16 protein-coding genes are annotated in these 26150 nt (G+C 35.3%); 12 read left to right on the forward strand and 4 right to left on the reverse strand.

Annotated elements, in window-relative coordinates; translation table 11 throughout:
• Positions 1–43: 43 nt before the first annotated feature.
• The 4 genes from nadE to P3F81_RS05250 all read right to left on the reverse strand — a co-directional run bounded on the left by nadE (position 44) and on the right by P3F81_RS05250 (position 6227).
• Complete coding sequence (gene nadE / locus P3F81_RS05235) at positions 44–1939, reverse strand: NAD(+) synthase (protein WP_147670697.1); 1896 nt, start codon at positions 1937–1939, stop codon at positions 44–46.
• A 128-nt stretch (positions 1940–2067) separates the two neighbouring features.
• Positions 2068–3360 carry an aspartate aminotransferase family protein gene (locus P3F81_RS05240; protein WP_147670694.1) on the reverse strand — a complete coding sequence of 431 codons (1293 nt, stop codon included), beginning with the start codon at positions 3358–3360 and terminating at the stop codon, positions 2068–2070.
• A gap of 17 nt (positions 3361–3377) precedes the next feature.
• Entirely contained in the window at positions 3378–5327 is a 1950-nt protein-coding gene (locus P3F81_RS05245; protein WP_147670692.1) for a peptidase U32 family protein, read from the reverse strand.
• A 27-nt stretch (positions 5328–5354) separates the two neighbouring features.
• Positions 5355–6227, reverse strand: coding sequence for an ABC transporter substrate-binding protein (locus P3F81_RS05250; RefSeq protein ID WP_147670690.1), 873 nt, complete (start codon positions 6225–6227; stop codon positions 5355–5357).
• Positions 6228–6417: 190 nt separating this feature from the next.
• Between P3F81_RS05250 and P3F81_RS05255 the strand changes: the two genes are divergently transcribed.
• From P3F81_RS05255 to P3F81_RS05310, 12 genes are all read left to right on the forward strand, one after another.
• Positions 6418–9828, forward strand: coding sequence for a DNA polymerase III subunit alpha (locus P3F81_RS05255; RefSeq protein ID WP_147670688.1), 3411 nt, complete (start codon positions 6418–6420; stop codon positions 9826–9828).
• Positions 9829–10045: 217 nt separating this feature from the next.
• Positions 10046–10243 carry a hypothetical protein gene (locus tag P3F81_RS05260; protein WP_147670686.1) on the forward strand — a complete coding sequence of 66 codons (198 nt, stop codon included), beginning with the start codon at positions 10046–10048 and terminating at the stop codon, positions 10241–10243.
• 282 nt (positions 10244–10525) lie between these two features.
• Complete coding sequence (gene pyk / locus P3F81_RS05265) at positions 10526–11941, forward strand: pyruvate kinase (RefSeq protein WP_147670684.1); 1416 nt, start codon at positions 10526–10528, stop codon at positions 11939–11941.
• A 14-nt stretch (positions 11942–11955) separates the two neighbouring features.
• Positions 11956–13317 carry a hypothetical protein gene (locus tag P3F81_RS05270; protein WP_147670682.1) on the forward strand — a complete coding sequence of 454 codons (1362 nt, stop codon included), beginning with the start codon at positions 11956–11958 and terminating at the stop codon, positions 13315–13317.
• Positions 13318–13404: 87 nt separating this feature from the next.
• Positions 13405–13947, forward strand: a complete 543-nt coding sequence (locus P3F81_RS05275; protein WP_147670680.1) for an NADH peroxidase — start codon at positions 13405–13407, stop codon at positions 13945–13947.
• A 14-nt stretch (positions 13948–13961) separates the two neighbouring features.
• A complete protein-coding gene (locus P3F81_RS05280) occupies positions 13962–14282 on the forward strand; it encodes a DUF1540 domain-containing protein (protein ID WP_147670678.1) in 321 nt (106 codons plus the stop codon).
• Between the two features lie 239 nt (positions 14283–14521).
• Complete coding sequence (locus P3F81_RS05285; protein ID WP_147670676.1) at positions 14522–16666, forward strand: peptidase domain-containing ABC transporter; 2145 nt, start codon at positions 14522–14524, stop codon at positions 16664–16666.
• 1 nt (position 16667) lies between these two features.
• Positions 16668–18035 (forward strand): HlyD family type I secretion periplasmic adaptor subunit, encoded by a 1368-nt coding sequence (locus P3F81_RS05290; RefSeq protein WP_147670674.1) that lies wholly within the window; start codon positions 16668–16670, stop codon positions 18033–18035.
• A gap of 3 nt (positions 18036–18038) precedes the next feature.
• The gene (locus tag P3F81_RS05295; protein WP_309320726.1) at positions 18039–20198 is read left to right on the forward strand and encodes a peptidase domain-containing ABC transporter; all 2160 of its coding nucleotides are present in this window, start codon (positions 18039–18041) and stop codon (positions 20196–20198) included.
• A gap of 155 nt (positions 20199–20353) precedes the next feature.
• Positions 20354–22834 carry an alpha/beta hydrolase family protein gene (locus tag P3F81_RS05300; protein ID WP_147670672.1) on the forward strand — a complete coding sequence of 827 codons (2481 nt, stop codon included), beginning with the start codon at positions 20354–20356 and terminating at the stop codon, positions 22832–22834.
• Between the two features lie 83 nt (positions 22835–22917).
• Entirely contained in the window at positions 22918–24696 is a 1779-nt protein-coding gene (locus P3F81_RS05305; protein WP_309320728.1) for a calcium-binding protein, read from the forward strand.
• Positions 24697–24880: 184 nt separating this feature from the next.
• Positions 24881–25936: an HD-GYP domain-containing protein gene (locus P3F81_RS05310; RefSeq protein WP_147670670.1), complete on the forward strand. Its 1056-nt coding sequence runs from the start codon at positions 24881–24883 to the stop codon at positions 25934–25936.
• The last annotated feature ends 214 nt before the right edge of the window (positions 25937–26150 follow it).

Consider the following 26150-nt stretch of genomic DNA (forward strand, 5'->3'; position numbering starts at 1 on the left):
AAAAAATACCGCATCTTTAAAAAAAGAGCGGTATTTTTTATTATTATTTCAATAATTCCTTTTTTAAGGCTCTATATTGTGCGGTATAATAGGCTCCATTTTGTGCTTCTCGATGATCGAATCCATAAGCACGACGGCTGATTGCTAAAATTGGTGGCGCTTGAATACGTTTAGCAACTGCGATGCCAGAGTACAAATTCCACCAGCGTTCTAAATCATCAATAAATTCTTTGTTGGTAGAAAAATATTTTTGGATTAATCCTTTTTCGCAGCTGAGTTTTTCTTCTAAGAGATCTTCTTTATACCATGTAAGAATATCTTCAGGCGTTGCTCGATTCCAATGTTCACAGAAAGCTCGAAATAAATAATCATGGTATGGATATTTAATTGGATCGCCCTTTCCTTCATCCACACATTGATTGCTGGATAACTCTGCGCTTGGAACAATGTCGATTGTTTCCTGTGGAATAACTTCGCGCTTATAAATAACTTGATTTAAATAATATGCAAGGTCGTAAATTTGAAATTTCCATAAGTCTGCTAATGCAGCAAGAAAGCCTGATTGGTCACCATAAAGTGTTGAGTACCCAACGGTAGTCTCACTTTTATTTGCATTGCAGGTAAAACCGCCGCCAAAGCTTGCCGCAATACCTGCAAGTACACGTGCAGAACGATCACGGGCTTGAATATTCTCCGTTACGAAAGAGGAAACGTCTAAATAAAAGGTAGTATTGTTACTTAAGTTTTGAATTGGTGTTGTTTTTATTTGATTGACTGTTGTATCAACGGAATCTTGAATCGGCATAATCGTATAAAGACATTTTAGATTTTTGGCTAAGTCTTGCGCTAAATCTTTGGTTGTATTGGAATTATAGATGCTTGGCATATTAACGAGTAAAACATTTTCAGGCGGAAGTATGGAAGCGTAAAGTGCTGCTGCAACGGCTGAGTCTATACCGCCAGAGATGCCGATAACGACCTTTTCCATGTGGATGTCCTGCAAAAAATTTTTAATGCCATAACGTAGAGCGGTATAGATATTTGCAATATCAGTATCTTCATTTACTTTTATCGCTGGGAGTGAAGGTTCACCTTCTAAGGGGATTCCTACGATGTTCAGTTGATTTGTGTAGGGCTCGTTCATGGCGATGATTTTTCCGTTCGCATCATAAACGGTGCTAGAACCATCAAAAGTATAAATTGTTTTTCCGTTATTTTGAATGCCGATATTGTTTACATAAATAAAGGGAGCGTTGTTTGATTTAGCATGTGAGGAAAAAACTCGATTGCGTTTATTATTTTTTCCGAGCGTATAAGGGGAATTTGAGATATTGATAAATAAATCTACGTCGTGGTTTTTATTAATCAATGCAAGTGGTGTGAAGGTATAGTCGTCGCTCCAAGCATCTTCACAAAGCAGGCAGCCAATTCTAAGCGTTTGCTCATTTAAGCATAGATCGATCGGGCTAGTTAAATCAGCGATATCCGTTTTTAGTTCATCAGCTAGTTTTGGCAAACTAAAAAAATGACGTTCTTCATCGAAAGCACGATAATTTGGTTGGAGAGTTTTTATGATAAATGGGTAAGGGGAAGCTGGAGATTGTATTAAATTCTTTTTATATGCAGTGAAGAATGCATTATATTTTCTTACTCTGCCATCAGTATTTTTTTTTGTCCAATCCACGGCGATATTACCGAACATAATTGCAATCGTATCAGATGCTGCAATTATCTTTTTACCGTAATATTCACAATCGCGTAAAAAAGCATTTTGTTCCCAAGTATCACCAATAAGATAGCCTGGAATTGCCATTTCAGGAAAAACGATTAAATCTGCTTTAGACTCCTTGGCTGATTGAATCATTTCAAGCATTCGGTTTGTGTTTAAATCGGGATGTCCGGGCTTAATTTCGAATTGTCCTAATGCGATTTTTATCAAAGAAGACACCTCTATTCAATTTATAAAATGTTTAATTATTATATCCTAGTTATAAAAGTTATTATGTTGTTTTACAATTAAATAAAGATAGCCCCATATTATTTTAAATATGGGGACTAGCTTTGTTTTTATTTTTTTAGCGTGTTTAATACATCATCTAATTGATTTAGCATATTGTTAATGTTTTCTTCAGTAATAATTAAAGGTGGTTGGAAGGCGAGTACATTACGGTCAACACCATTTTTACCAATAATGAAGCCTCTATCTTTCATTGTTTCTAAAATGATATCAACCGCTTGGCTGTTCGGTGATTTGTCCGAATGGATGAATTCCGCACCTACCATTAAACCGATACCGCGGATATCTCCAATCATAGCGTGCTTCTCTTGTAATTTCTTTAATCCATTCTTTAATTGTTTACCACGTAGTTTAGCTTTTGTTAATAAATCATGCTTTTGAATATACTCTAAAGTTGCTAATGCTGCTGTAGAAGATACAGGATTACCACCTAAAGTAGAAGCGCCAGGACGTGTATAAGTATTAGCGATTTTAGCCGAAGCGATAAAAGCACTAATCGGTGTTCCGTTTCCAAGTGCTTTAGCAACGGTCATAATATCTGGAACCACATCGAAATTTTCAATGGCAAACATTTTACCTGTACGAGCAAAACCTGTTTGTACTTCGTCGATAATCATTAAGATGTTATATTGATCTAAGATTTCTTTTACGCGTTTAAAGTATCCTTGAGGTGGTGTAATAATTCCGGCATTGCCTTGAATTGGTTCTGCGATAAATGCGGCAACATTGCCAGAGGTATTCGTTCTGATTACGTCTTCAATTGCGTTTGCACAAGCAAAATCGCAGTCAGGATATTTTTTTCCTAATGGACAGCGGTAGCAATATGGGTTAGGTGCAAAATGAATTCCACCAACTGGATTTGGATCGGTACGCCACATGCTAATTCCCGTCATGCTCATCGTTAATTTTGTCCGTCCGTGTAATCCATTGCGTAAACTGATAAATTCACTATTTTTTGTATAAATAGAAGCAAGCAGGGCAGCGCCCTCATTTGCTTCTGTGCCGGTGGAACAGAAAAAAGCTTTTTGTAAATCACCTGGTGTAATTTTTGCTAACGCTTCGGCGAGATTTGCAAAATTTTCAGTAAGATAGATATTACAAACATGCTGTAGTGTTTTTACTTGTTCACAAATTTTATCGGTAATTTCGCTATTGCAATGGCCGCAGTTAATCACGGAAACGCCGGCAAAACAGTCGAGATATTGTTTTCCGGTACTGTCATAGAGATATTGCATAGATCCACGTACAATTTGCATTGGCTTTTCGTAAAAATGATTTAAACAAGGCATAATATAAGCTTGTTTTTTTTCAATAATAGCTTCAGGGCCAATATATTTTGTCAAAAGATAGCCTCCTTTTATTAACGTGATACGCGATAGCGGAAAGCACCGATACCGAGTTCGCGCGGACTGATTGTAGAAAGTTGAGTTAATAAATTAGGATCGAATTCATATTGCATAGGACTATTTAACATTTTATCTAATTCTTGACGATAAATTTTAGTTAGTTGACCTACCAATTTAGCATCATAATGTTGTCCTTCAATACGATAAGAAGCTGCACCTAATAATTTTGCTAAGAATTTAATTAAGCATAAATCTTTGGCAAATAAAACATGATTGCGTTCGTGTTGATCAATGCGGATAGGATGTACTTCGTTAGCACTATCCAGCAGAGCATAATGTTTATTAAATAGCTCTGGTCGTGTATTCATGTCATAGCCGAGAATCATATGCGGTAAATTATGGTCGAGAATCATTGCTTCTGTAGGGCCGTGAACAATCAATTCTAACGGTAATTTGCTAGAGAAGAGTAGTTCTTTAATTTGTGCATACGTTGCTTCCAATGAGATCGTTCCCATCGTGGAACCGTTATCTTTCAATAATTTTGCACTTAAATGATTAAATGTATTAAACGAAAAATCTGTTTGTACAGGTAAAGTCGTAAGCTGTGTCGCCATGTTGAGAGTGCCCATGTTGCTTACCATAATTCCATCTGGACGAATTTCATTTAATTGTGTGAAGAGCTGTTCTAATTCACCGCATTCGCGTTCCATTGTAGCTCTTGGTGTAGTAACAATAATTTTTACCTTGTACTTTCCTCCGATATCCATTGCTGCTTTAATATCTTTAAGGCTCCACGGTTTATGGGGAAGAAAGGCTTCTCCACCGATATAAATTCGATTTGCTCCATTTTCCGCGGCTTCCTGTACAGATGCTAAATCTGCCACACGGACGGATAATTCTGGAGCATAGTTTTGCGGTAATTTTATTTCAAAATCCGTCGGCTTTATTGTAACCGGTGAATGAATGTCGGCTTCTTTTACTGCTTGGCTAAAGAAGCGCGGTTCACGTTTGCCACTAAATCCAATGGCTGAAGCATCCGGTTTACCAAGGGCAAAACAGGTGGAAAAATCACGAGACCGATTTTCGTATAAATCATTCCAATCGTTTTCGTCGATAGCATATCCAGCGGGATCTGCTAAATAGCGATCGATTGCTTTACGATATGTTTTCACAATTCTTTCGACAAAAGCTGCTGTTCTCATTCGACCTTCGATTTTAAAGGAATGCACTCCAGCTTGAATTAATTCTGGAAGGTGACGGTACATACACATATCTTTTAAAGCTAGTTTATATGCGCCCGGTCCATTTTCATCAAGAATTTCACCGGTTTCTTCATCAATTAATTTATAGCCCCAACGGCATGGTTTTAAGCAACGGCCGCGATTCGAACTTTGTCCAAATAAAATTCCAGAGTGAAAGCATTGACCACTTTGTGAAATGCACATGTCGCCGTGCATAAAATATTCTACTTCAATTCCGGTGCGTTCCTTAAATAGGCTTAATTGTGAAAGGGTCATTTCTCGACCAACTACGATACGAGTGATTCCATATTCTTTTAATTTGTTTATTGCATGTTCGTTGTGCGTATTCATCATAACTGAAGTATGGAGTGGAATGGTGATTTTTAATTCTCTGACAAGTTCCATAACTGCTAAATCTTGTACAAGCAATGCGTCAGGTTGAATTGTTTGTAAAAATTTCAAATAGTCACGCATTGGCTCGATTTCACGATCGCTGATTAAATTATTCACTGTAATATATAAACGAACATTATGCGCATGTGCGTATTCAATCGCTTTTTTTAACATTTCATCATCAAAATTAGTGTCTGTGCGGTGCATGCGCATATTGAATCGTTTACCGCCTAAATATACAGCATCTGCACCAGCTGCGATTGCAGCTTCTAATACTTCCCAAGTACCAGCAGGTGCTAGTAATTCAACGGACTTCTTTGATAGTAACATAGATTTCTCTCCTTGAATGTGTAAAAGTTATTGGAAAATTTCTTTTGCTTTTTCTGTTAATGTAGAGGGTAGTGAAATCTCTAAATTATCTGCAACAAAAGCATTGAGTAAAATTTCTGGTGCTGTTGTTATGCCAACAGGAATTTCTGCTGGTGATTTTTTTTCAATAAGAATCTTGTAGGCCTGCTTTGCACAGTCTTCACCTAATGAAGCATGATTTGCAACTAATGCACCCAAAGCACCAGCAGATACATTTGGTGCATGAGAGGCAATGATCGGAATGTTTCTACTGTCCGTATAATAAACAATGCTGGCAAAGTTTTCTTCAACAATCTTTCCAATGGGTAAAAATAGCGCATCAATATCATGCGGCAAATTTTCTTCGAGTAAGGATAAATCTTCTTGACATTGAATGATGATATTGCTAAGCTTTATTTTATTTTCGACAGCTTTTCTAAAGTTGGATGCTTCGATACAGGAGTTTTCGTCTTTTTCGTGATATAGCATAGCTATATGTTGTATATTGGGTAAGAGTAATTGAATAAAGTCTACCTTGGCTACTGCATTTACCATCCCAGACATACCTGTAACTTTACCCCCAGGTTTTTCTATGTTGGAAACTAACTTTACGCTCATTGGATCAAAAACGGGTGTAAAAATAACAGGAATATTTTCAGAGAGTTCTTTTGCTGCTTTCGCTGCAGGAGTAGAACAAGCAAAAATTAAATCTACTTTTAAATCTGCTAAAGCACGGGCTAATTTGGATAATTCTTCGACATTTCCATCGGCATTCATATAATGAAATGCAGCTTCGATTTTTGCATTATGCAAGCCTTGCTTAAATCCCTTGACGGCATCATCGAGATTTTGGGTTAATTGTAAAATACCTATATGAAACAAATATAAACACCTCTTCAGATAAATCTAACCTTCTAACCTTCAACATAAAGTGAGAAAAAACCTGCAATTTTGCTGAAAAATTTAATTAAATATAAAATTTTGTAAGCTGTTTATATAATTAGAAGAGGGAAACAGGGTTAATTGTCGAATTTTTATACTTATTATCAATTTTTTGAAAGGCTTTTAAGTTATGAATCAGGAAAATAATCAATTTGTTCATTTGCACGTACATACGGAGTATAGTCTGCTAGATGGTGCAAGTCGTATTCACCAATTGATTGATCGAGCAAAAGAATTAAATATGCCGGCAATTGCAATTACAGATCATGGTTCAATGTACGGAGTTATTGATTTTTATAAAGCTGCTAAGGCCAAAGGTGTAAAACCGATTATCGGGTGTGAAGTTTATGTTGCGCCTAAGTCGCGATTTGATAAAATGGCAGTTGATGGCGAAAGCTATTATCATTTGATTTTATTGGCGGAAAACCAACAAGGTTATAAAAATTTAATTGAGTTAGTATCGTTGGCGTACAGTGAAGGGTTTTACTATAAACCTCGTGTTGATAAAGAGTTACTAAGAAAATATCATGAAGGAATTATTTGTTTAAGTGCTTGTATTGCTGGTGAAATTCCGGCAGCAATTATTCGTGATAATCCGGAGCGTGCGGATGTTTTAGTTCAGGAATACATTGATATTTTTGGTAAAGATAATTTTTTTATTGAAATTCAAAATCATGGAATGCCGGAAGAAAAGAAAGCTAATGTAGAGTTAGTAAAGTTAGCAGAAAAATATGATTTGGGATTAGTGGCAACGAATGACTCGCATTATACAAATCGCAATGATAGTGAATTTCATGATGTTTTGTTATGCATCCAAATGGGAAAAACGGTAGATGAGGAAAACCGCATGCGGTTTCCTAATGATAATTTCTATCTTAAATCCCCAGAAGAAATGGAAAAACTATTTGGTGCATATCGCGGGGCAATTGAAAACACGGTGAAAATTGCTGAGCGTTGTCAAGTTGATTTTGTTTTTGGGCAATTACATTTGCCGGTATTTCCTGTGCCCGATGGAATGACTGATGAATCATATTTAAGAAAACTATGTAAAGAGCGATTAAACGATCGTTATGTAACAGTGACGAAACTTGAAACTGAAAGATTAGATTATGAATTATCTGTGATTCAAAAAATGGGATACGATAGCTATTTTCTTATTGTATGGGATTTTATTAATTATGCGAAAAATCATGATATAGCAGTTGGTCCAGGTCGAGGTTCGGCAGCAGGCAGTATTGTTGCTTATTTATTAGGTATTACAAATATTGATCCACTTAAATATGATTTGCTTTTTGAAAGATTTTTAAATCCGGATCGTGTTACTATGCCGGATATTGATATTGATTTTTGTTATGTAAAAAGGGAAAAAGTTATAGAATATGTTGTTGAGCGTTATGGTTCTGAGCGTGTTGCGCAGATTATTACTTTTGGTACAATGGCTGCAAAAGGAGCAATTCGTGATGTAGGCAGGGCGCTTAACATGACTTATAGTGAAGTAGATCGGATTGCAAAAATGATTCCTGCGGAATTGAATATGACGATTGACAAAGCTTTAAAAAGCAATCCTGAGTTGCAAAATGCTTATCAGGAGGAAATAGCAGTAACGAAATTAGTAGATTTTGCTCGTGATGTAGAGGGATTGCCAAGACATGCATCTACGCATGCTGCAGGTGTTGTAATTGCAAGAGATCCATTGACGGATTATGTTCCTATTCAAGTTTCTGCTGATGGGTTTGCTGTTACGCAATACGATAAGGACAGAGTTGAAGAACTAGGCTTGCTTAAAATGGACTTTCTGGGGCTTAGGACTTTAACCGTGATTAGTGATGCTCTCGTATTAATTAAGGAAAATCGAGGCATTAAAGTTGACATAGATGCAATTGATTTAGAAGATGAAAAAACTGCACAAATGTTATCAAATGGAGATACTGTTGGTGTGTTTCAAATGGAATCATCAGGGATGACTACCTTAGTTAAAGAATTGAAACCAAATGGTTTTGCCGATATCATTCCGTTAGTTGCATTATATCGTCCGGGGCCATTAGGAAGTGGGATGGTTACGGATTTTATCAACGGGCGGCATGGACGAAAAGAAGTGAAATATTTACATCCATTACTAGAACCGATATTAAAAGAAACTTTCGGTGTGATTTTATATCAGGAACAAGTTATGCAGATTGTGCAAGTATTAGCAGGTTTTACACTAGGGCAGGCAGATTTGTTGAGACGTGCAATGGGAAAGAAGAAACATTCAATTTTGGCGGCTCAACGCGAGAATTTTTTAAATGGTGCGCGCAGCAACGGAATTGACGAAGCTTTAGCAATTGAGATTTTTGATTTAATGGCACATTTTGCGGATTATGGATTTAATAAGTCTCATAGTGCTGCATATGCGATGGTTGCTTATCAGACAGCATATCTGAAAGCGCATTATCCTAATGAATTTATGGCAGCAATGTTATCGAGTGTCATGGGGACGAGTGATAAAGTTGGATATTATATTGAATATTGTCGTCATCAAGGAATTCAGGTTTTACCGCCGGATATTAACGCTAGCAAAGCTTCTTTTAGCGTTGATAGAGAAGCGATTCGATTTGGGATGGCAGCTGTAAAAAATGTTGGGGAAAATGCAATCGAAAGTATAATTAAAGCGCGAGAAAAAGAGGATAGATTTACGTCGCTGGTTGATTTTTGTACGCGTGTAGATATGCGAGTTGTAAATAAACGAGTAATTGAAAGTTTAATCAAATGTGGTGCGTTTGATTCGCAAGGAGCAAAGAGGTCGCAATTACTTGCGGTTCTTGATAAAGCGGTAGAAGCAGCTGGAAGCAGGCAACGGGATGCAGCGAGCGGGCAAATTGGGTTATTTGGTGAAGAAGAAATGAGTGAAGTCGAAGATGTTGCTTTACCGAATATTGAAGAAATGCCAAAAGAGCAAATTTTAGCGTTGGAAAAAGAAATTACAGGTTTCTATATTACAGGGCATCCGCTTGATAAATATAGGGAGAGAATGCAACAATTCATGACTATAGAATCTTTGACTGAAACGGAGAAAATGGATGGGAGAATAGTTAAGATTGCAGGCTTAATTGTAAATTCAAAACGTATTAGTACTAAAAAGGGAGAGACGATGTGCTTCATTGAAGTTGAAGACTTCACAAATAAAATAGAAGTGGTTGTCTTTCCAAAAGTCTTTTATCAATCAATGAATGTTTTAATTCCAGATACGCCGGTTATTGTTAGTGGACGTTTAAATGTAAATGAAGAATCTGCAAAAATTTTGGCAGATTCTATTATGAATTTTGATGAATATGAACCAGTAATAAGAATCCGAATTCGAAAATCGCAAGAGACGGAAGATATCTTTTCAAAATTAAAAGAAATTTTTGAATCTTATGGCGGTAAAAATATGGTCTATCTACATTTGGTCGATAGTCGAAAGGTAATAAAGGCGGAAGAAAAATTTTGGTTTGCACCTACTGAAGAAGCGATTAACAAAATTGAAATGATTCTAGGCAAAGGGGCTGTACAAATTAAATAGTTCATTTATAATAAGTGATGCAATATAGATATTTACAATAGGTTTTTGTATTTTTATGAGAGAAAACCAATATCTTTGTATGGTAAAAAAATTATTGCTTTTTCTATGAAAGGATTAGCAGGAATAGGCATTCATATGGAGAATGCAATAAGTATCGCATTCTGCTATTTTCATTATTTTATTAATTATACTAATTTTCTTGTAGGGGGATACTGTTATGTGGACATCCATATATATTGCGCGAAATAAGAAACAAGCTGATGCGCTAAAGGCTTTATTGGGTGGAGAAGGCATTTTAGTTAATGCTAAATCTACAAGCGCTTCGTCAGATGGTGATGGAATGTATGAAATTCAGGTACTGGAATCAGAAGTCGATGAAGCTCAAATGATTCTTTGCCAGCAAGCTATTAAGTAAAGTTTAAAATTGATGTTGTTCATATGGATTTAATGAAAATAACAGTATGAAGAGGTTTGTTCATTAATTTCAACTTTATAAACAAGGCTGATTTAGATAAAGCTTTAGGCAGATGAGTAATCCAGGGGCTTATGGGAACTTTATTCCCATCTGAAAGGATAGGGGGATTATAAGCGGAGAACCAAAATCTTCGATTTTGTGTGAATCGCTTATTTCGTTGGATGACCTCGTTAGCCAGCGGATAAAGTTGAAATTGAATAAATATTAAAGGGGGTTGTTTTAATGATGAAAAAAACGAAAATTGTTTGTACTATGGGGCCAGGAACTGATGGTGATAGCATTTTAGAACAGTTATTAAATGCTGGAATGAATGTTGGTCGTTGTAATTTCTCACATGGAGATCATGAGGAACAGCTATGTCGTATTACTAAATTAAGAGCAGCTTCCCAAAAAGTAGGCAAACCAGTTGCATTATTGCTGGATACAAAAGGACCAGAAATGAGACTTGGCAAGTTCAAAGGTGGTAAAACTTTTTTAACAAAAAATAGTACATTTATCATTACAGCGGATGAAGTTGAAGGTACGAATGAGAGAGCTTCTGTGAATCATAAATTCTTACCTCAAGAAGTTCAAACTGGAAATATGATTCTTTTATCTGATGGATTAATTAGTCTTCGTGTAGAGGCAATAAAAGGTAATGACATTATTACTACAGTTATGAATAGTGGTGCAATTAGCTCAGGAAAAAGAGTGGCTGTTCCAGGGGTATCTGTAAATTTACCGTTTTTATCTGAAAAAGATAAGGCTGATATTTTATTTGGTATTAAGAATGAAATGGATTTTATTGCAGCGTCCTTTGTGCAGCGTGCGGAAGATGTCCTTGCGATTCGTAATTTATTAATTGAGAATAATTATGAAATGGGGATTATCGCTAAAATTGAAAATGCTGAAGGCGTAAAGAATATGGATGAGATATTAAAAGTATCTGATGGTATTATGGTTGCAAGAGGCGATTTAGGGGTAGAAATACCCGCAGAGGATGTACCTTTAGTACAAAAGACGATTATAAAAAAATGTAATGCGGCTGGCAAGATTGCGATTACTGCTACGCAAATGTTAGAGTCTATGGTGGAAAATCCACGTCCAACAAGGGCTGAAACAAGTGATGTTGCCAATGCCATTATGGATGGTACAGATGCGATTATGCTAAGTGGGGAAACTGCATCTGGAAAATATCCAGTTGAGGCAGTTAAGATGATGGCTAGAATAGCCGAGAAGACAGAAAAGTCTTTAAAATATAATCAGCTTTTTTTACAAAAGGGATTGGTTGAGCACAGTAATCTTACAAATGCGATGGGACATGCAAGCGTTCGATTAGCACAAAGCTTAGGTGCGAAAGCTATTGTAACTGCTAGTAATAGTGGATCTACAGGCAGATTGATTTCTAAATATCGTCCAAGTATGCCAATTATTTTAGTTACTCCATCAGAAAAAACGCTTCGTAAAATGCAGCTTTATTGGGGTGTTCATCCAATTCTTAGAGAGTCTTACAATGACAGTGATACCCTGATTAATAATGTAATTGATAAAGCAATGAAATATGGGGATTTTATAAGTGGTGATGTTTTGGTGGTGGCGTCAGGCTTAAATGATACAATTGGTTCAACAAATATGCTAAAAGTGCATGTGATTAAATAATAGGGGGATTATAGATGCTCTGGAGAATGTTGGTGAAGAGATTATTATCTATAGCGCTTTTTCAGCGATGTTTTTCAGTGCGTTTTTTTAATTTATATTATAATATATTATGTTTTGAAGTAAGCAGATTAAGTTCTAAAAAACGCATAAATGAGAAAGTTATCGATGGGTTGATGAGAAAAGAATATTTTCTCATCAACCTTGCTATTCTTACTGGAAATCAAGTGTTTGCTTATAAGGTATCAGAGTTAATGAAACTATCTTTTGGTGAAAAATTAATGCGAAATAGTGAACCTAAAAAGCTTATGGCATTAATTATTAAGGCGGTAAAGCTTGAGCAATATGATGTTGCGGAATATCTTCTTGCAGCGTATAAAACATTGTTAATGCATATTAATGAGAAAAATGCAAATCAATGCTTGCGTCAATTATTAATTTTGGTCGTTATCATGCAAAAAAGAAATTTAACGTATTTGATGTCTAAAGTTATGGAATGTATTTTCTATAGTATATCAAAATTTAATTTACATGAGCAGCGGACGAGGATAATATCAATTTTGGCGTTAAAAAGAATTGGGATTATTGCAATAAGAAAACGAGATGATGCATTATTTATAGAATGCAAAAAGTATTGTTTAGATATTGAAACAACTTTTGAGCACTATAATATTAGCAAACAAATAGAAGAATTATTAATTGATTGGTTTTACTATATATTAAAAACGAATAATGAGTGTTTATTAAATGTATATCAAGAATTTTATGAGGATTTATATAGAAAAGGATTAATTACAAGTTTAATAAGTTCTAGAATGACTCAGGAAATACCTAATATCGCTGGGATGGCGATTATGAATTTATCATCAAAATGTGGTGATAGGGTGTTATGTTTTTTGCTAAAATTATCCGAGTATGATAGTTGTGATATGAAGTCAGCAGTAAAATCATATTTATGTTTATTGAAAATGGCAGTAGGAAATTATGGTTTAGATAAATCATTTTCATTATTTATACCGCTTTTGGAATCTGGTAGACAGATCTATATGCATGAACAAAGGTTTACCCATTCCAGTGATGTTATGCGAAAAAAAAATTTGAAACTTGTTTTAAATGAGTTAATATTCTTTTTTGAAGTGGAAGCTCGGCAAAGTGGAAGTACAGTGGAAAATATTATTTTAAATATACGGCAATATTGGATTGTGTTTTCAAAATTGAAAAAGAGTGTTCCGAGGATAGAAGCTTTTTGTGATTTGTTATTGGCGCATTGGGGAGCGAAAAAAAATATTAAAAAAAATCAATTAGGGATAAATCATGGAATTTCTAACATATCCTTAATGACATCGGAAGATAAAGAACGACTTGATCTTGTTTTATAAAGGTCAAGTCGTTTTTATGTATGTTTTTTTACTAACGATGAATACTAAGTATTGAGATTAAATCTTTAATTTTATAAGGAGGAAATAATGAAAAAATATGTTTGTACGATATGCGGATATGTTCATGAAGGTGATTCAGCGCCAGCAGAATGTCCGCTTTGCAAAGCGGGAAGAGATAAGTTTATTGAAAAAACTGGAGGAATGAGTTGGGCGGATGAACATCGGATTGGTATTGCTAGAGATGCAGAGCCAGAAATTGTAGAAGGGCTACGCTCTAATTTTTTAGCAGAGTGTACGGAAGTTGGGATGTATTTGGCAATGTCAAGACAAGCTGATAGAGAAGGCTACCCTGAAGCTGGAGAAGCTTACAAACGTATTGCCTGGGAAGAGGCAGAACATGCAGCGAAATTTGCAGAACTTTTAGGTGAGGTTGTTTCAGCTAGCACAAAACGAAATTTAGCTATGCGAGTTGAAGCTGAGTATGGTGCAGCCGAAGGGAAAAAGCAATTGGCTACGTTAGCGAAACAGCATAATCTTGATGCAATTCATGATACTGTTCATGAAATGTGTAAAGATGAAGCGCGCCATGGCTGTGCATTTAAGGGTTTATTAGATAGATATTTTAAATAAGGAGCGATATTAATATGGGAAAAATAGCATGTTCAGTAGATAAGTGTTCACATAATAAATGTGGATCTTGTTATGCTAATTTTGTTGAAATAGACGGAAGTAAAGCTCAAACTGATGCAGATACTTGTTGTACATCATATTTAAATCAAGATACCTACTCATCTTTGACAAACAGTTGTGGCAATGATTCTTCGGAATGTACTTGTTTAAATTGTCGAGTTGAAAGTTGTGAGTACAATGAGAATTGTTGTTGTCATCGAGATGGAATAACGGTTGGTGGAAAAAATGCAATAACACATAGTGAAACCAATTGCTTAAGTTTTGAAGCAAAATAAAAAGTAATAAAAAACGATACGTTTAAATTTTAAGCGTATCGTTTTTTATTACTTTTTATTCTTTTTTCATATATTGTGATAAAACACAATAAAATATAATTTTTTTTTATAAAAATACAAAAAAGAGCATTTTCAGGAAGGATTTTCTTACAAAGGAACGAATTTAAAAAATAAAAATGTAAGAGAAAATTGTAATAAAAGATAAAGATAAAAAGTATAATTTTATTGAGGTATTATAAATGAATGGACTTTTGTTGAAATCTAACCATGAGGAAGAAAGACAAGAAAATAGTTTAATTCAATGCTTTTTGACAGTATTGCAAATTGAAGGTGTTAAATATGAAAAGAAAATATTTGATGAAATAAAAGAAAATGATAAAGGAAAAATAGATATTTACTCGCTGAAAAATAAATTGAAAAGGTCAAAATTGAAAATAAAAATAATTAAACCGACAATAGACGAAATTGCAGAATTGGATATTCCCTTAATAGCGAAGATGAAAAACTCTTCTTATTTGATAATTGGTAAAAGTAATACTCGGGTGATGTTGATTTATAAACCGGAGGAAGAGAAGACTAAAACTTGCAAAATAGAAGATTTCATAGAGGAATGGACAGGCGAATGTATTTTAATTAAAAAAACTTTTAGTCTAAAAGAAGCAAGTAAAAAATTTAATTTGCTTTGGTTTATTCCTGTAATCGTTAAATATAAAAAATACTTTATTGAAGTGCTAATAGCGTCTTTTTTCTTACAGTTATTTGGGTTGGTTACTCCTTTATTTACACAAGTGATTATTGATAAAGTAATTCTGCACAAAGGAATTGCAACTTTAGATGTTTTAGCTTTAGCTCTTGTATTTTCTGCAATATTTCAATGCATGATGACAATCGCGAGAAAATACATTGAAACGCATACTTCAAATAAAGTGGATATGATTTTAGGCGCGCGCTTATTCCGGCATTTAACATCATTGCCGTTAAGATATTTTGAAGTGCGGCGAGTAGGGGATACACTTACGAGAGTATCCGCGTTAAACAGCATTCGCAACTTTTTGACTAATTCGTCAATGACTGTGTTTTTAGATGCTTTCTTTTCAGTTGTGTTTATTGGAGTGATGTTTTATTATAGCGTTACTTTAACAGTTATTGCTTTAATTCCGCTACCTTTATATATTATTCAAAATATAATCGCAACACCTATTTATAAAGAACGCTTAAATACTATGTGGGAAAGTGGCGCAAGAAGTAATGCTTTTTTAGTAGAATCAATTACAGGTGTGCAGACGATGAAGGCATTGGCTGTAGAACCACAGTTCAACTATCAGTGGGAAAAAATATTGGCTAAATACATTAAAAGTACTTTTGATAGTGCGAAATTCAATATTTGTTTAAGTGCATCAAGCGGAACCATTCAAAGTATCATGACCTTCGGGATTCTTTTGGTTGGAGGACATAAAGTTATGAATGGAGAGATGACGATTGGGCAGCTGATTGCATTTCAGATGTTAGCCAGACAGGCAAGTGATCCGATGCATCGCTTAACAGGAATGTGGCAGAGTTGTCAACAAACAATGCTAGCGGTAGAGCGTTTAGGAGATATTTTAAATACTGCGCCCGAAATTAATGGGCTTCATAGTCATGAGCCGATAAACGTAACAGGAGCTATTCGATTTGAAAATGTTTCATTTACTTATGATGCTGAGAGTGAGGCGGTTCTAAAAGAGATGAATTTCGAAATTATGCCAGGGATGCGTGTTGGGATTGTAGGAAGATCAGGTTCGGGAAAAAGTACGATTACTAAACTTGTACAGAAACTATATATACCAGGGAATGGAAAGGTATATATAGATGGAGTTGATGTAATGGAGATAGATCCTGTTTGGTTGAGAAGGCAAATTGGAGTTGTTTTGCAGGAAAATTTCTTATTTAATGGCAGTGTTAGAGATAATATTGCTTTTGCAAATCCTGGGGCTTCAATAGATGAGGTTATTTTTGCGGCAAAGCTAGCTGGTGCCCATGAATTTATTCTTGAACTTTCAGAAGGATATGATACGAAAGTTGGGGAAAGAGGGGCGGATTTATCCGGAGGGCAACAGCAAAGAATTGCAATTGCCAGAGCGCTTATCATGGATCCTAAAATTTTAATTTTCGATGAAGCCACAAGTGCATTAGATTATGAATCAGAAAATATTATCATGAGAAATATTGATCATATTGCGTCTGGAAGAACGATGCTGATGATTGCCCACCGACTCTCTACCGTGCGTAATTGCGATATGATTCTCGTAGTAGATAAGGGTAGTATTGTTGAATATGGAACACATGATGAATTAATGACAAAAATGAGTTTGTACTATAACTTGTACATGCAGCAAGAGGTTTAATATGTTGAATAAAATAAAAGAATTTATAAAAGAATTTTATAGTAAAGATGAAAAAGAGTTAAAAGAAGAAGAAATTGAATTTTTACCTGCCGCATTAGAAGTAATAGAAATGCCGCCATCACCAGTGGGGAGAACAGTTTTGTGGACTTTGTTTGCATTAATTATTGTAACGTTTGTTTGGGTTATGGTTGGATCAGTAGACGAGGTAGCTGTTGCGAATGGAAAAATTATTCCTAATGGACAGGTGAAAACGATTCAGGCTGAAGATAAAGGAGTCGTAAAAGAAATTCATGTTGTTGAAGGGCAAGTTGTGAAAAAAGGTGATTTGCTTATTGAACTCGATACGACAATTACAGAAGCAGATGTAAATAATTTGCGGCATCAAGTTGCTTACTATAGCTTGGATATTGAAAGGCTGTTAGCAGAACAAGCAAATGCTCCGTTTATAGTGAAAGAGCATCTAGGGCTAGAGCCGAGAGATATTTTGTTCCAACAAAATTTATATAATAGTCGTTTAGCGGAGTATAACGCCAAGATGGCAGTGGCACAAAGTAATATGAGGCAAGCAGAAGCAAGTCTGGCTTCCGCTCGGTCAGGATATGTAAAGTTAATTGACATGTATAATATTGCAAAGGAAAAAGAAGACCGTGTGGAAAAATTAGCAACGGAAAACGCAATATCTACATTTATTTTACTTGATCATCAATCGAAGCGTGTTGAATTAGGTGAAGATATCAATGCACAACAATCAGAAATTGCAAAATTAGAATGGGGGCTTGTTCAGGCTCAACAACAGCTGGACAGTATCAATGCAGAACGTAATCGCGATATAACTTCAGCGTTGGTTGAAGACAAAAAGCAGTTAGCGTCTTATCAGGAAGAATTAAAAAAAGCAGAAGAAAAAGATCGATTATCTCGTATTGTGGCTCCAATAGACGGAAGGGTCAGTCAATTATCTGTACATACGATTGGTGGTGTTGTTACAGCGGCGCAAGGACTAATGGAGATTGTTCCAGAGGATGCGGTTTTACAAGTTGAAGCTTGGGTACAAAACAAAGATATTGGCTTTGTTCAAGTAGGTCAGCCCGCGGAGGTAAAAGTAGAAACGTTTAGTTTCCAAAAATTTGGTACAATTGATGCGAAAATTACAGAGATTAGTCCAAATGCGGTAGAAGATAAAGAAAAAGGTAGGGTATATAGAGTTATGCTTGAGCTTGACAAAAATAGTTTTGTTGTTAATGGACAGGAAGTTCCTTTAGGTTCGGGGATGACTTCTACTGCGGAAATTAAAATTAGACAAAAACGTATCATAGAATTTTTCCTTGATCCGTTTAGACAATATAAAAGTGAAGCGTTAAGGGAGAGATAGCGCGTGGAAGCTAGACGAGAACAGAATTCAGATCTATATATACATAAAATCGATACAGCACTTCGATGTCTAGTGATTATAGCTAAAATGTACGGCATTTCAGCTCAAGAAGAGCAATTGCAGCGTGCATATGTAGTGGATAGATCCGGGATGGACACGTTAACTTTGCTTAGAGCTAGCAAAGAGATTGGGCTTAAAGCAAGAAAAATAAATGTTGACAAATCTAGACTGGAATTAATGCCGCTACCTTTAATCGCTACATTAATCAATAATAATCGGGTAATTGTTGTTCGGCATGAACAAGGGAAAGTCGCATTAATTGATCCCTATCAAACTCATCCAGTTGTAATATCTTTAGAAAAGTTTTTAGAGATCTGGAATGGTGAGACCGTTTTATTTACTAAAAGGTATGAGAAAAAAGAGAAGGACAAAAGTTTTAATTTGTCTTGGTTTATTCCGGTTATTTTAAAATATAAAAAATTTCTTTGGCAAGTTTTAGGGATGTCATTTTTATTACAGCTTTTTGGACTTATAAGCCCGATGTTTACACAAGTGATTATTGATAAAGTGCTTGTTCATCGAAGTTTATCTACTTTGGATATATTAATTATTGGGATGATTCTTGTATCTTTATTTCAAACATGGATTACGAGTTTAAGAGGGTACCTATTTACCCATACGACAAATAAAGTTGATGTTATATTGAGTACAAAGTTATTTAAACATATAACATCACTGCCGATAAAATATTTTTCCTCTTGGCAAGTCGGGGATGTTGTTACTAGGGTTCGCGAGCTTGAAACTGTTCGGCAGTTTATTACTGGGTCAGCGCTGACGATCGTTTTAGATTCTATTTTTACGATTGTCTATGTGGTAGCAATGTTTATGTATAGTAAAGTTTTAAGTATCATCGTACTTTTGATATTGCCGATATATATTATTTTAAATTTAGCTGTCACACCAGTTTATCGTAAAAGGATAAATGCAAATTTTGAAGCGAATGCAGAAAATCAGGCTTTTCTTATTGAATCGGTAACAGGAATACAAGCTGTAAAATCTCTTGCGGTAGAACAGCAATTAAGTCAAAAGTGGGAACAAATGTTGTCGAAGTTTATTAAAACTTCTTTTGCTACAACGAATTTAGCGAACTTTGCCGGGAATATTGGTGCGTTTATTCAACAAATTTTCACGATAATAATCCTTTGGTATGGTGCATATTTGGTTATGGATGATCACATTTCAATTGGAGAATTAATTGCATTCCAAATGATGTCTGGGCAAGTAATTGCGCCAGTTTTGAGAATTGTTAATATGTGGCAAAGTTTTCAACAGACAAAAGTTTCAGTTGATAAATTGGGTGATATTTTGAATGCGGAGATAGAGCCTGCTTTTAATCCAACACGTACAACTTTACCGCAAATAAAAGGAGATGTTTTATTTGACCGTGTGAGTTTTCGGTATCGCGTGGATATGGCAGAAGTTTTGTATCAATTATCTTTTAAGATAAAGGCAGGTACTAGTGTTGGGATCGTTGGAAGGTCAGGTTCAGGAAAAAGTACGGTAACTAAATTAATTCAAAGACTTTATGTTCCTGAATCTGGAAGAGTTCTAATTGATGGCATTGATATGGCACAAATAGAACCAGCTTGGCTAAGGCGACAAATTGGTGTTGTATTACAAGATAATTTTTTGTTTAATGGTACGATTGCTGAAAACATCGCTATAGCAGCTCCAAATGCCAGTATGGAGGATATTATAAGAGTCGCTGAAATAAGTGGCGCAAATGAGTTTATTGAAGATTTTCCCAAACAATATCAGACTATGGTTGGGGAAAGAGGCGGGGCATTATCAGGAGGGCAACGACAGAGAGTTGCAATTGCCCGGGCGTTAATTACAGATCCTCGTATATTGATTTTTGATGAAGCAACCAGTGCTTTAGATTTTGAGTCTGAAAATATTATTATGAGAAATCTTTCAAAAATTTCAGACGGAAGAACGATGATTATGATCGCGCATAGGCTTTCTACAGTTCGACATTGTGATCAAATTATCGTTTTAGACCATGGAAGAATTGCTGAAGTAGGATCGCACGAACAATTGTTTGCAGGCAGGGGGATTTATCATTCTTTATTAATGCAGCAACAAGGTAAAGCTATATCATAATACTGTTTAGTATCATGGTATGTTTACATATATAAAGTTTTGATTATCACCTTTTGGGATTGTTTAAATACAATTCTGAAAAATAAAAATGGGGGTAAGGGAAATGTCAAAGCTTTGTCAAAGTAAAAAAAATATAAAGGGGGAAAATTTTTAAAATGTCTCTAATTGGAAAAATTACAAAAACGTTGATTAGTGAGATTAAAGAGGATACTAGTACAACAGCAAGCAAAAAAAGTTTGGCAGCAAGCAATATTGCAGTTGCCACGGAGCAGGTATTAAACACAGTTAGTGCAGTTGCTAATAGAGTTATTACTGATCCGAAAGCCGCTATAGAAGATGTCGTAGAAGACACTAAGGTTGCTATCTTTGGGCATGATGGTCCACATGTACTTCGTGATGCAGTTAGTTTTGTTAAAGGGGTTGCAACGATAAGTGCAGATGTTGCAACAAATATCTTCAACGCATTGCCATCAACTACGCAAGCTCCAACTTATGAACGTAAGGAAGGTGCTGTTAGTGCCGGAGCTGGTGTAGTTGTAGAAAGTAAATTTACAACAGGTGCATCCTTAGGTGATTTATCTTGGCTTATCTATAAAGGCAGAATGGTTTCAAATTCAGAAATCACAGATAAATGGAGACTTTATAAAGAAGTTGAAACATCGCATGGTTTCAACAGCAGAGTATACGTTGACGAAGCAAATAAACAAGTAGCAATTACCCTCGAGGGAACACAGGCAAATAGTGATTTAAGCCCATTATGGCTTAGTAAAGACGGCTTAGCCGATCTTGAAATTGGGCTTGGAGTTATTCCGCCACAAATGAGAGAAGGCTATGAACAATTTAAAAGCATAGTTGCCGATGTCGTTAATAAATATGGCGCTGACTATGGAATTAATGTTGCTGGTCACTCTTTAGGTGGTGGTTTGGCACAAATGATGGCGGGTATGTATTTTATCGATACTGGAGTAGCATTACCTACATTGGCAGAAGCTGGTCCTGGTATGTTGAAGCAGCTTAAAGTTTATGCTGAACAACAATTGTTAGCTGGAAATGATATTCATCTTCCAAATGGAAATGTAGTAAGATTGAAATCGGGTACGGCATTAGAACGTGCAAACGAAGCTAAAGCTATTGTAAATACTTTTAAAGCACAAGATTTTAGTTTTGTTACAAATCTGATTACTGTATTAGACCCGGTTGGGGCAGTTAACTATGACATTGATCCAAATAAAGATGGTCATGTTGGTGTTAACTTAATCGTTCCATATTTATTAACAACTCGTGAAGATATGCAAAACCTTGAGTCCGTCGCTATGGATCCAGTCAATCATCTAAATCTAGTTACTCCTGAATTAACAGATAAGTTAGGACTTGGTAATATTGCCGCAACTAGATTTGATCGTCATGAACCGGATCAATCTATTGCATTATGGTCAGGTACTGCAGTTGGATTTAAAGATCCAAGCCGTGTTGGTGTAGGTAGTGCTGTATATCGTGACTATCTTGATCCACGTGAAGTATGGTCAGGTTCTCGATTAGGGTTATCGGAAGTAACCATGTTTGGTTCGGATGGCAATGACATTATTACAACGACAAATAAAGCTACGCTTGTACTTGCAGGTGATGGTGATGATGTTATTCGCGGAGGTAATGGCGGTAACATGTTATCTGGTGGTAATGGGAATGACTTCATTTATGGCGGAGATGGTGATGACTATTTAGCTGGCGATGCTGGCGATGACTATTTATTTGGTGGTAAAGGTAACGATATTCTTTACGGCGGCGAAGGCAATGATTATCTAGATGGCGGCGAGGGTGATGATTTATTATTCGGCGGTGCTGGTGATGATACTTTGGTTTGGTCAGCTGGCAATGACATTTTATGTGGTAATGAAGGCAACGATACTTTGATTGTGAAAAATGGTGTTGTTGGCCAAGGCCAAATAAAATGGGAACGTAACTTTACTAACTTTGGTCACGATACAGTGGTATTTGAAGGTGCTATGGCAAAAGACAGCAGCATTTTATTAAATTTTGCTGATGAAATTCGTTTCCAAGATATGAAATGGGCTGTAAAAGGTAATGACATTATTATGACCGACAATCTAGGAAATGAATCTGCTACAGTAACATTTAAAGATGCATTTGAATCATTTGGTCAAAATAGCGGAAAAGTTGATTTTCAGTTTACAAATGGTAAGCTATATGTAGACGATGTACGCTATGCTGTTAGTGCCGGTAAGGGCGAAATTAAAGCAAGTACAGATTCACAATACTCAGGAACACTTTTAGTTGGTTCTGCTGGAAATGACACATTATACTCCGGAAAAGGCAATGATTTAATGTTCGGTGGTGCTGGCAAAAATACATTTGTATTTGATAATTCATTTGGAAATGATCGTATTGTTGGCAGCAATAAGGAAGACGTTATTAAATTTAATAATGTTTTCAATGCGCAAGAATATACGATTGGCCAGGAAGGAAAAGATTTAGTTATTTCTTATCAACAGAGTGGTCTAAATACTACAAATACGGTAGTTGTTTCCGACTGGTATGCAACAGGGGATCGCGTGAATACATTTGAGTTTAATAATGCTTCCTACAAAATTGAAGGAACATCTTTTGTGAAAAAATAATTTGATTTAGTTTCGTACAAGAAGGCAGGAAGATTTTTCAAAATTTTCCTGCCTTCTTTACAACAAAATATAGGAGGACGGAAATGGGAATTATAGAAATAGAGAAAAATTTGATTTCCGATATCGTAGAAGGAAGAAGTTTTTTATCTAAGTCAAAGCAGAGTAATGGTATTTTATCTAAATTAGGAAACTTAATCCCAGGTATAACTTCTAAAGCTGAAGAAAAGAACACACCAATAAGTTCAAGTCAAAAATCGTCATCAACCTACACAACATCTTCATCCTCATTATCTGATCTAATGAAAATGAGTTATAAAGAAATCTATGCATTTTATAAAGTGGCTGGTAAAGGTGAGAGTGCTTTAAGCGATTGGCATGTAGAAAAACGTATTGATGAGCTGAAAACAGGGTTAAGTGCTAGAATGTTTGTCAATGATAAAACTCATGAGATTAATATTTCTTTTGAAGGTTCACATGGTTTTACGAAATTGTTGGCTGAAAATGCTTTGGATGCTCGATTGCTAAAGGACTTGTATACTTACTCGGATGGTTTTACAAGGTTTCTCACGCCGAATGAATATGATATGCTTTATAAAAAATGGTTCTTAGTTTTAGGTAATGATGGAGTTGCGGATTTGCAAATGATGGCGAATAAAGTTCCCGACCAATTTTATACAGCATACAAATGGTTCAATGATACAATGGATGTGATAAAAAAATCTGCTGATTTATCCTCTTATCATATTGTTATTACAGGCCATTCCTTGGGTGGTTCAATAGCACAATTGGTTTCAGCTAAATATTATTTGGATACAAATACAGCAATACCGACAATGGCAATTGAGGGTACTGGAGTATTAACATTGCTAGAACAAATTCAAGGTTATTCTTTAAATACAAAAGATTTTTCACATATCATAAATTTTTGTACGGAAGGAGACCCTGTAGGTGAGTTTGCATCAGAGGGTCATTTAGGATTTACGGTGCCAATGCCATATGATTTGGCTAGGGGTGATAGGTCTGGTGAATTGCCAAATTATCGTATTTTTTTAGAGGCATTTCAAAAAGCGACAGGAATTGAAAATATTCGATTAGACCGACATGAGATGGGGCAACAAATTGATTTATTTGATGGAACCAGCTTTTCCTATCCAGAGAATAGAGTCATGCTAGGCGCTGCGGAGACGGTTTTTCGTTCAACATCAACTACAAACGAAATAATTATGGGCAACAATTTAGGCAATGAAATTTATGGAAGTAATTATGGTGCCTATATTGTAGGTGGATCAGGAAATGATTTGCTTGTAGGTGGATTAGGTGATGATTTTATCTCTGGTGGAGCAGGTAATGATAAAATTTTTGGCGGCGCAGGAAACAATATCCTCTATGGTGGTGATGGAGATGATTATCTTGAAGGTGGCCGTGGCAATGATGAATTGTATGGTGGAAAAGGAAATGATACTTTAGTCTGGACTGGTGGGAATGATTCGCTTTACGGGCAAGGTGGAAATAACCAATACATTCTTGGAAAAACAACGGATAATCAACTATCATCAGGAACGGTAACGTTGAAATTTGATCGTGAAAATGCAGAAAACGCCAATGTCTTGGTTAATACATCGGCAATAGATTTAAAGAATAGTGCAATTGTATTTTTAATGTCAGATCAAATTTTACCATCGCATACGTTGGTGTCGCAAAAGGATAATAGCTTATATATTAAATATGATCAATATTCTTCAATAACAATTGAGAATTGGTCAGACGTGCAAAACGCTATAGGGTCTAATATAACGTTCCAATTTTTAGGCAGTGATAAAATGCAATATTCCATACAAAACAATCAACTTGTGAGACGGTAAATGAATTAAAGGGAAAAACATAATTTGTTTTTCCCTTTTTTGTGTCGAATTTAGTTTTATGAGTAGAATAATTAAGCTTTCTTTAATAAAATGGGTCTTTTGTAATAGGAAAATCGAAAAGGATTTTTTATTATATATCTAGAATTTATTCTAATATTATCAAAGAATGAAAGCGGTGAATTGGATGCGGAATATAAAAATAGATGACGTGAAGCCAGGAATGATTTTAGCAAGAACAATCATTAATGATAATATGATGGTTGTTTTATCTAAAGGAAAGCTTTTGACAGAGGCACATATTACTAGAATGCACTTTTTGGGAATTAAGAATATTTATGTTCAAGATGAATTTGAACAAAGACAGCAAGCAGTGCAAAAATTCCTAAGTCGTAGTCATGCTTTTGTTGCTGAATATCAAGAGGTTCTCACAGAAGTTGAAGATGTATTTGAACAAATTGCTGAAAGCAAAGAAGTTCCAGTAGATAAGGTGAAAGGAATTATTGATCATACAGTGACCAATATGGCAATGAGAAGCGGAGTTATTGATTATCTTTATGAAGTGAAATCTATGGATAATTTTACATATAATCATTCTTTCCGTGTATCTATTTTAGCAGGAGTTTTAGCAAAATGGATGAGATATAATAAACAGCAAATAAAAGATGTAATCTTGGCAGGTTTTTTACATGATATTGGCAAGACTCAAATTGACAAAAACATTGTAATGAAAAACAGCGATCGTCTAAGTGGTGAGGAACGTAAAATATATGAACGTCATACAACAGAAGGTTATAAGCTTATTGCAGAAAAAGAAGATATTCCTGAAGGGGTTAAATACGCAGTTTTGCAACATCATGAATGCAATGATGGAACGGGGTTTCCGTTGCAGAAAAAGGGCAATGAGATTCATGAATATGCAAAGATTATTGCTGTTGCTGATTTTTATGATTTATATACAAGCGAGCGGGAATCTTATAAAAAACAAACACCTTTTTCTACATTGAAAATCATAGGGGCAAATATGTATACAACAATGGATCCTAAAGTTTGCATTCCATTTTTACTTAATGTACGTCAAGCTTTTATTGGTTCGGAAGTTTTACTGTCAAATGGGAAAAAAGGGCTTATTGTGCAATTTGCTGATGCTTATGATAGTTTGCCGCTGATTAAGATATCTGATGAGGAAATGATTGATTTAAATAGGGAACATACTATTAGTATTGTTGAGTATAATCCTTAAATATTGACAAAGTGTACTTAAAATGATATTCTATGAAAAACGATATAGCACCTTTAATTTTAGTCCTGTGAGGCTAGGAAGGAAGCTGGTTTATTTGTCTGGAATAGTTAGCTTTCTTATGCCTGCGCATAGGAAAGCTTTTTTTGTTGCAATTTTGTTATAAATTCTAAATACTTGTTGACTTGATTAGTAATATGTCAATAAATCATGTATA

This window comes from Selenobaculum gibii, assembly GCF_030273445.1.
Taxonomy (GTDB): domain Bacteria; phylum Bacillota; class Negativicutes; order ICN-92133; family ICN-92133; genus Selenobaculum; species Selenobaculum gibii.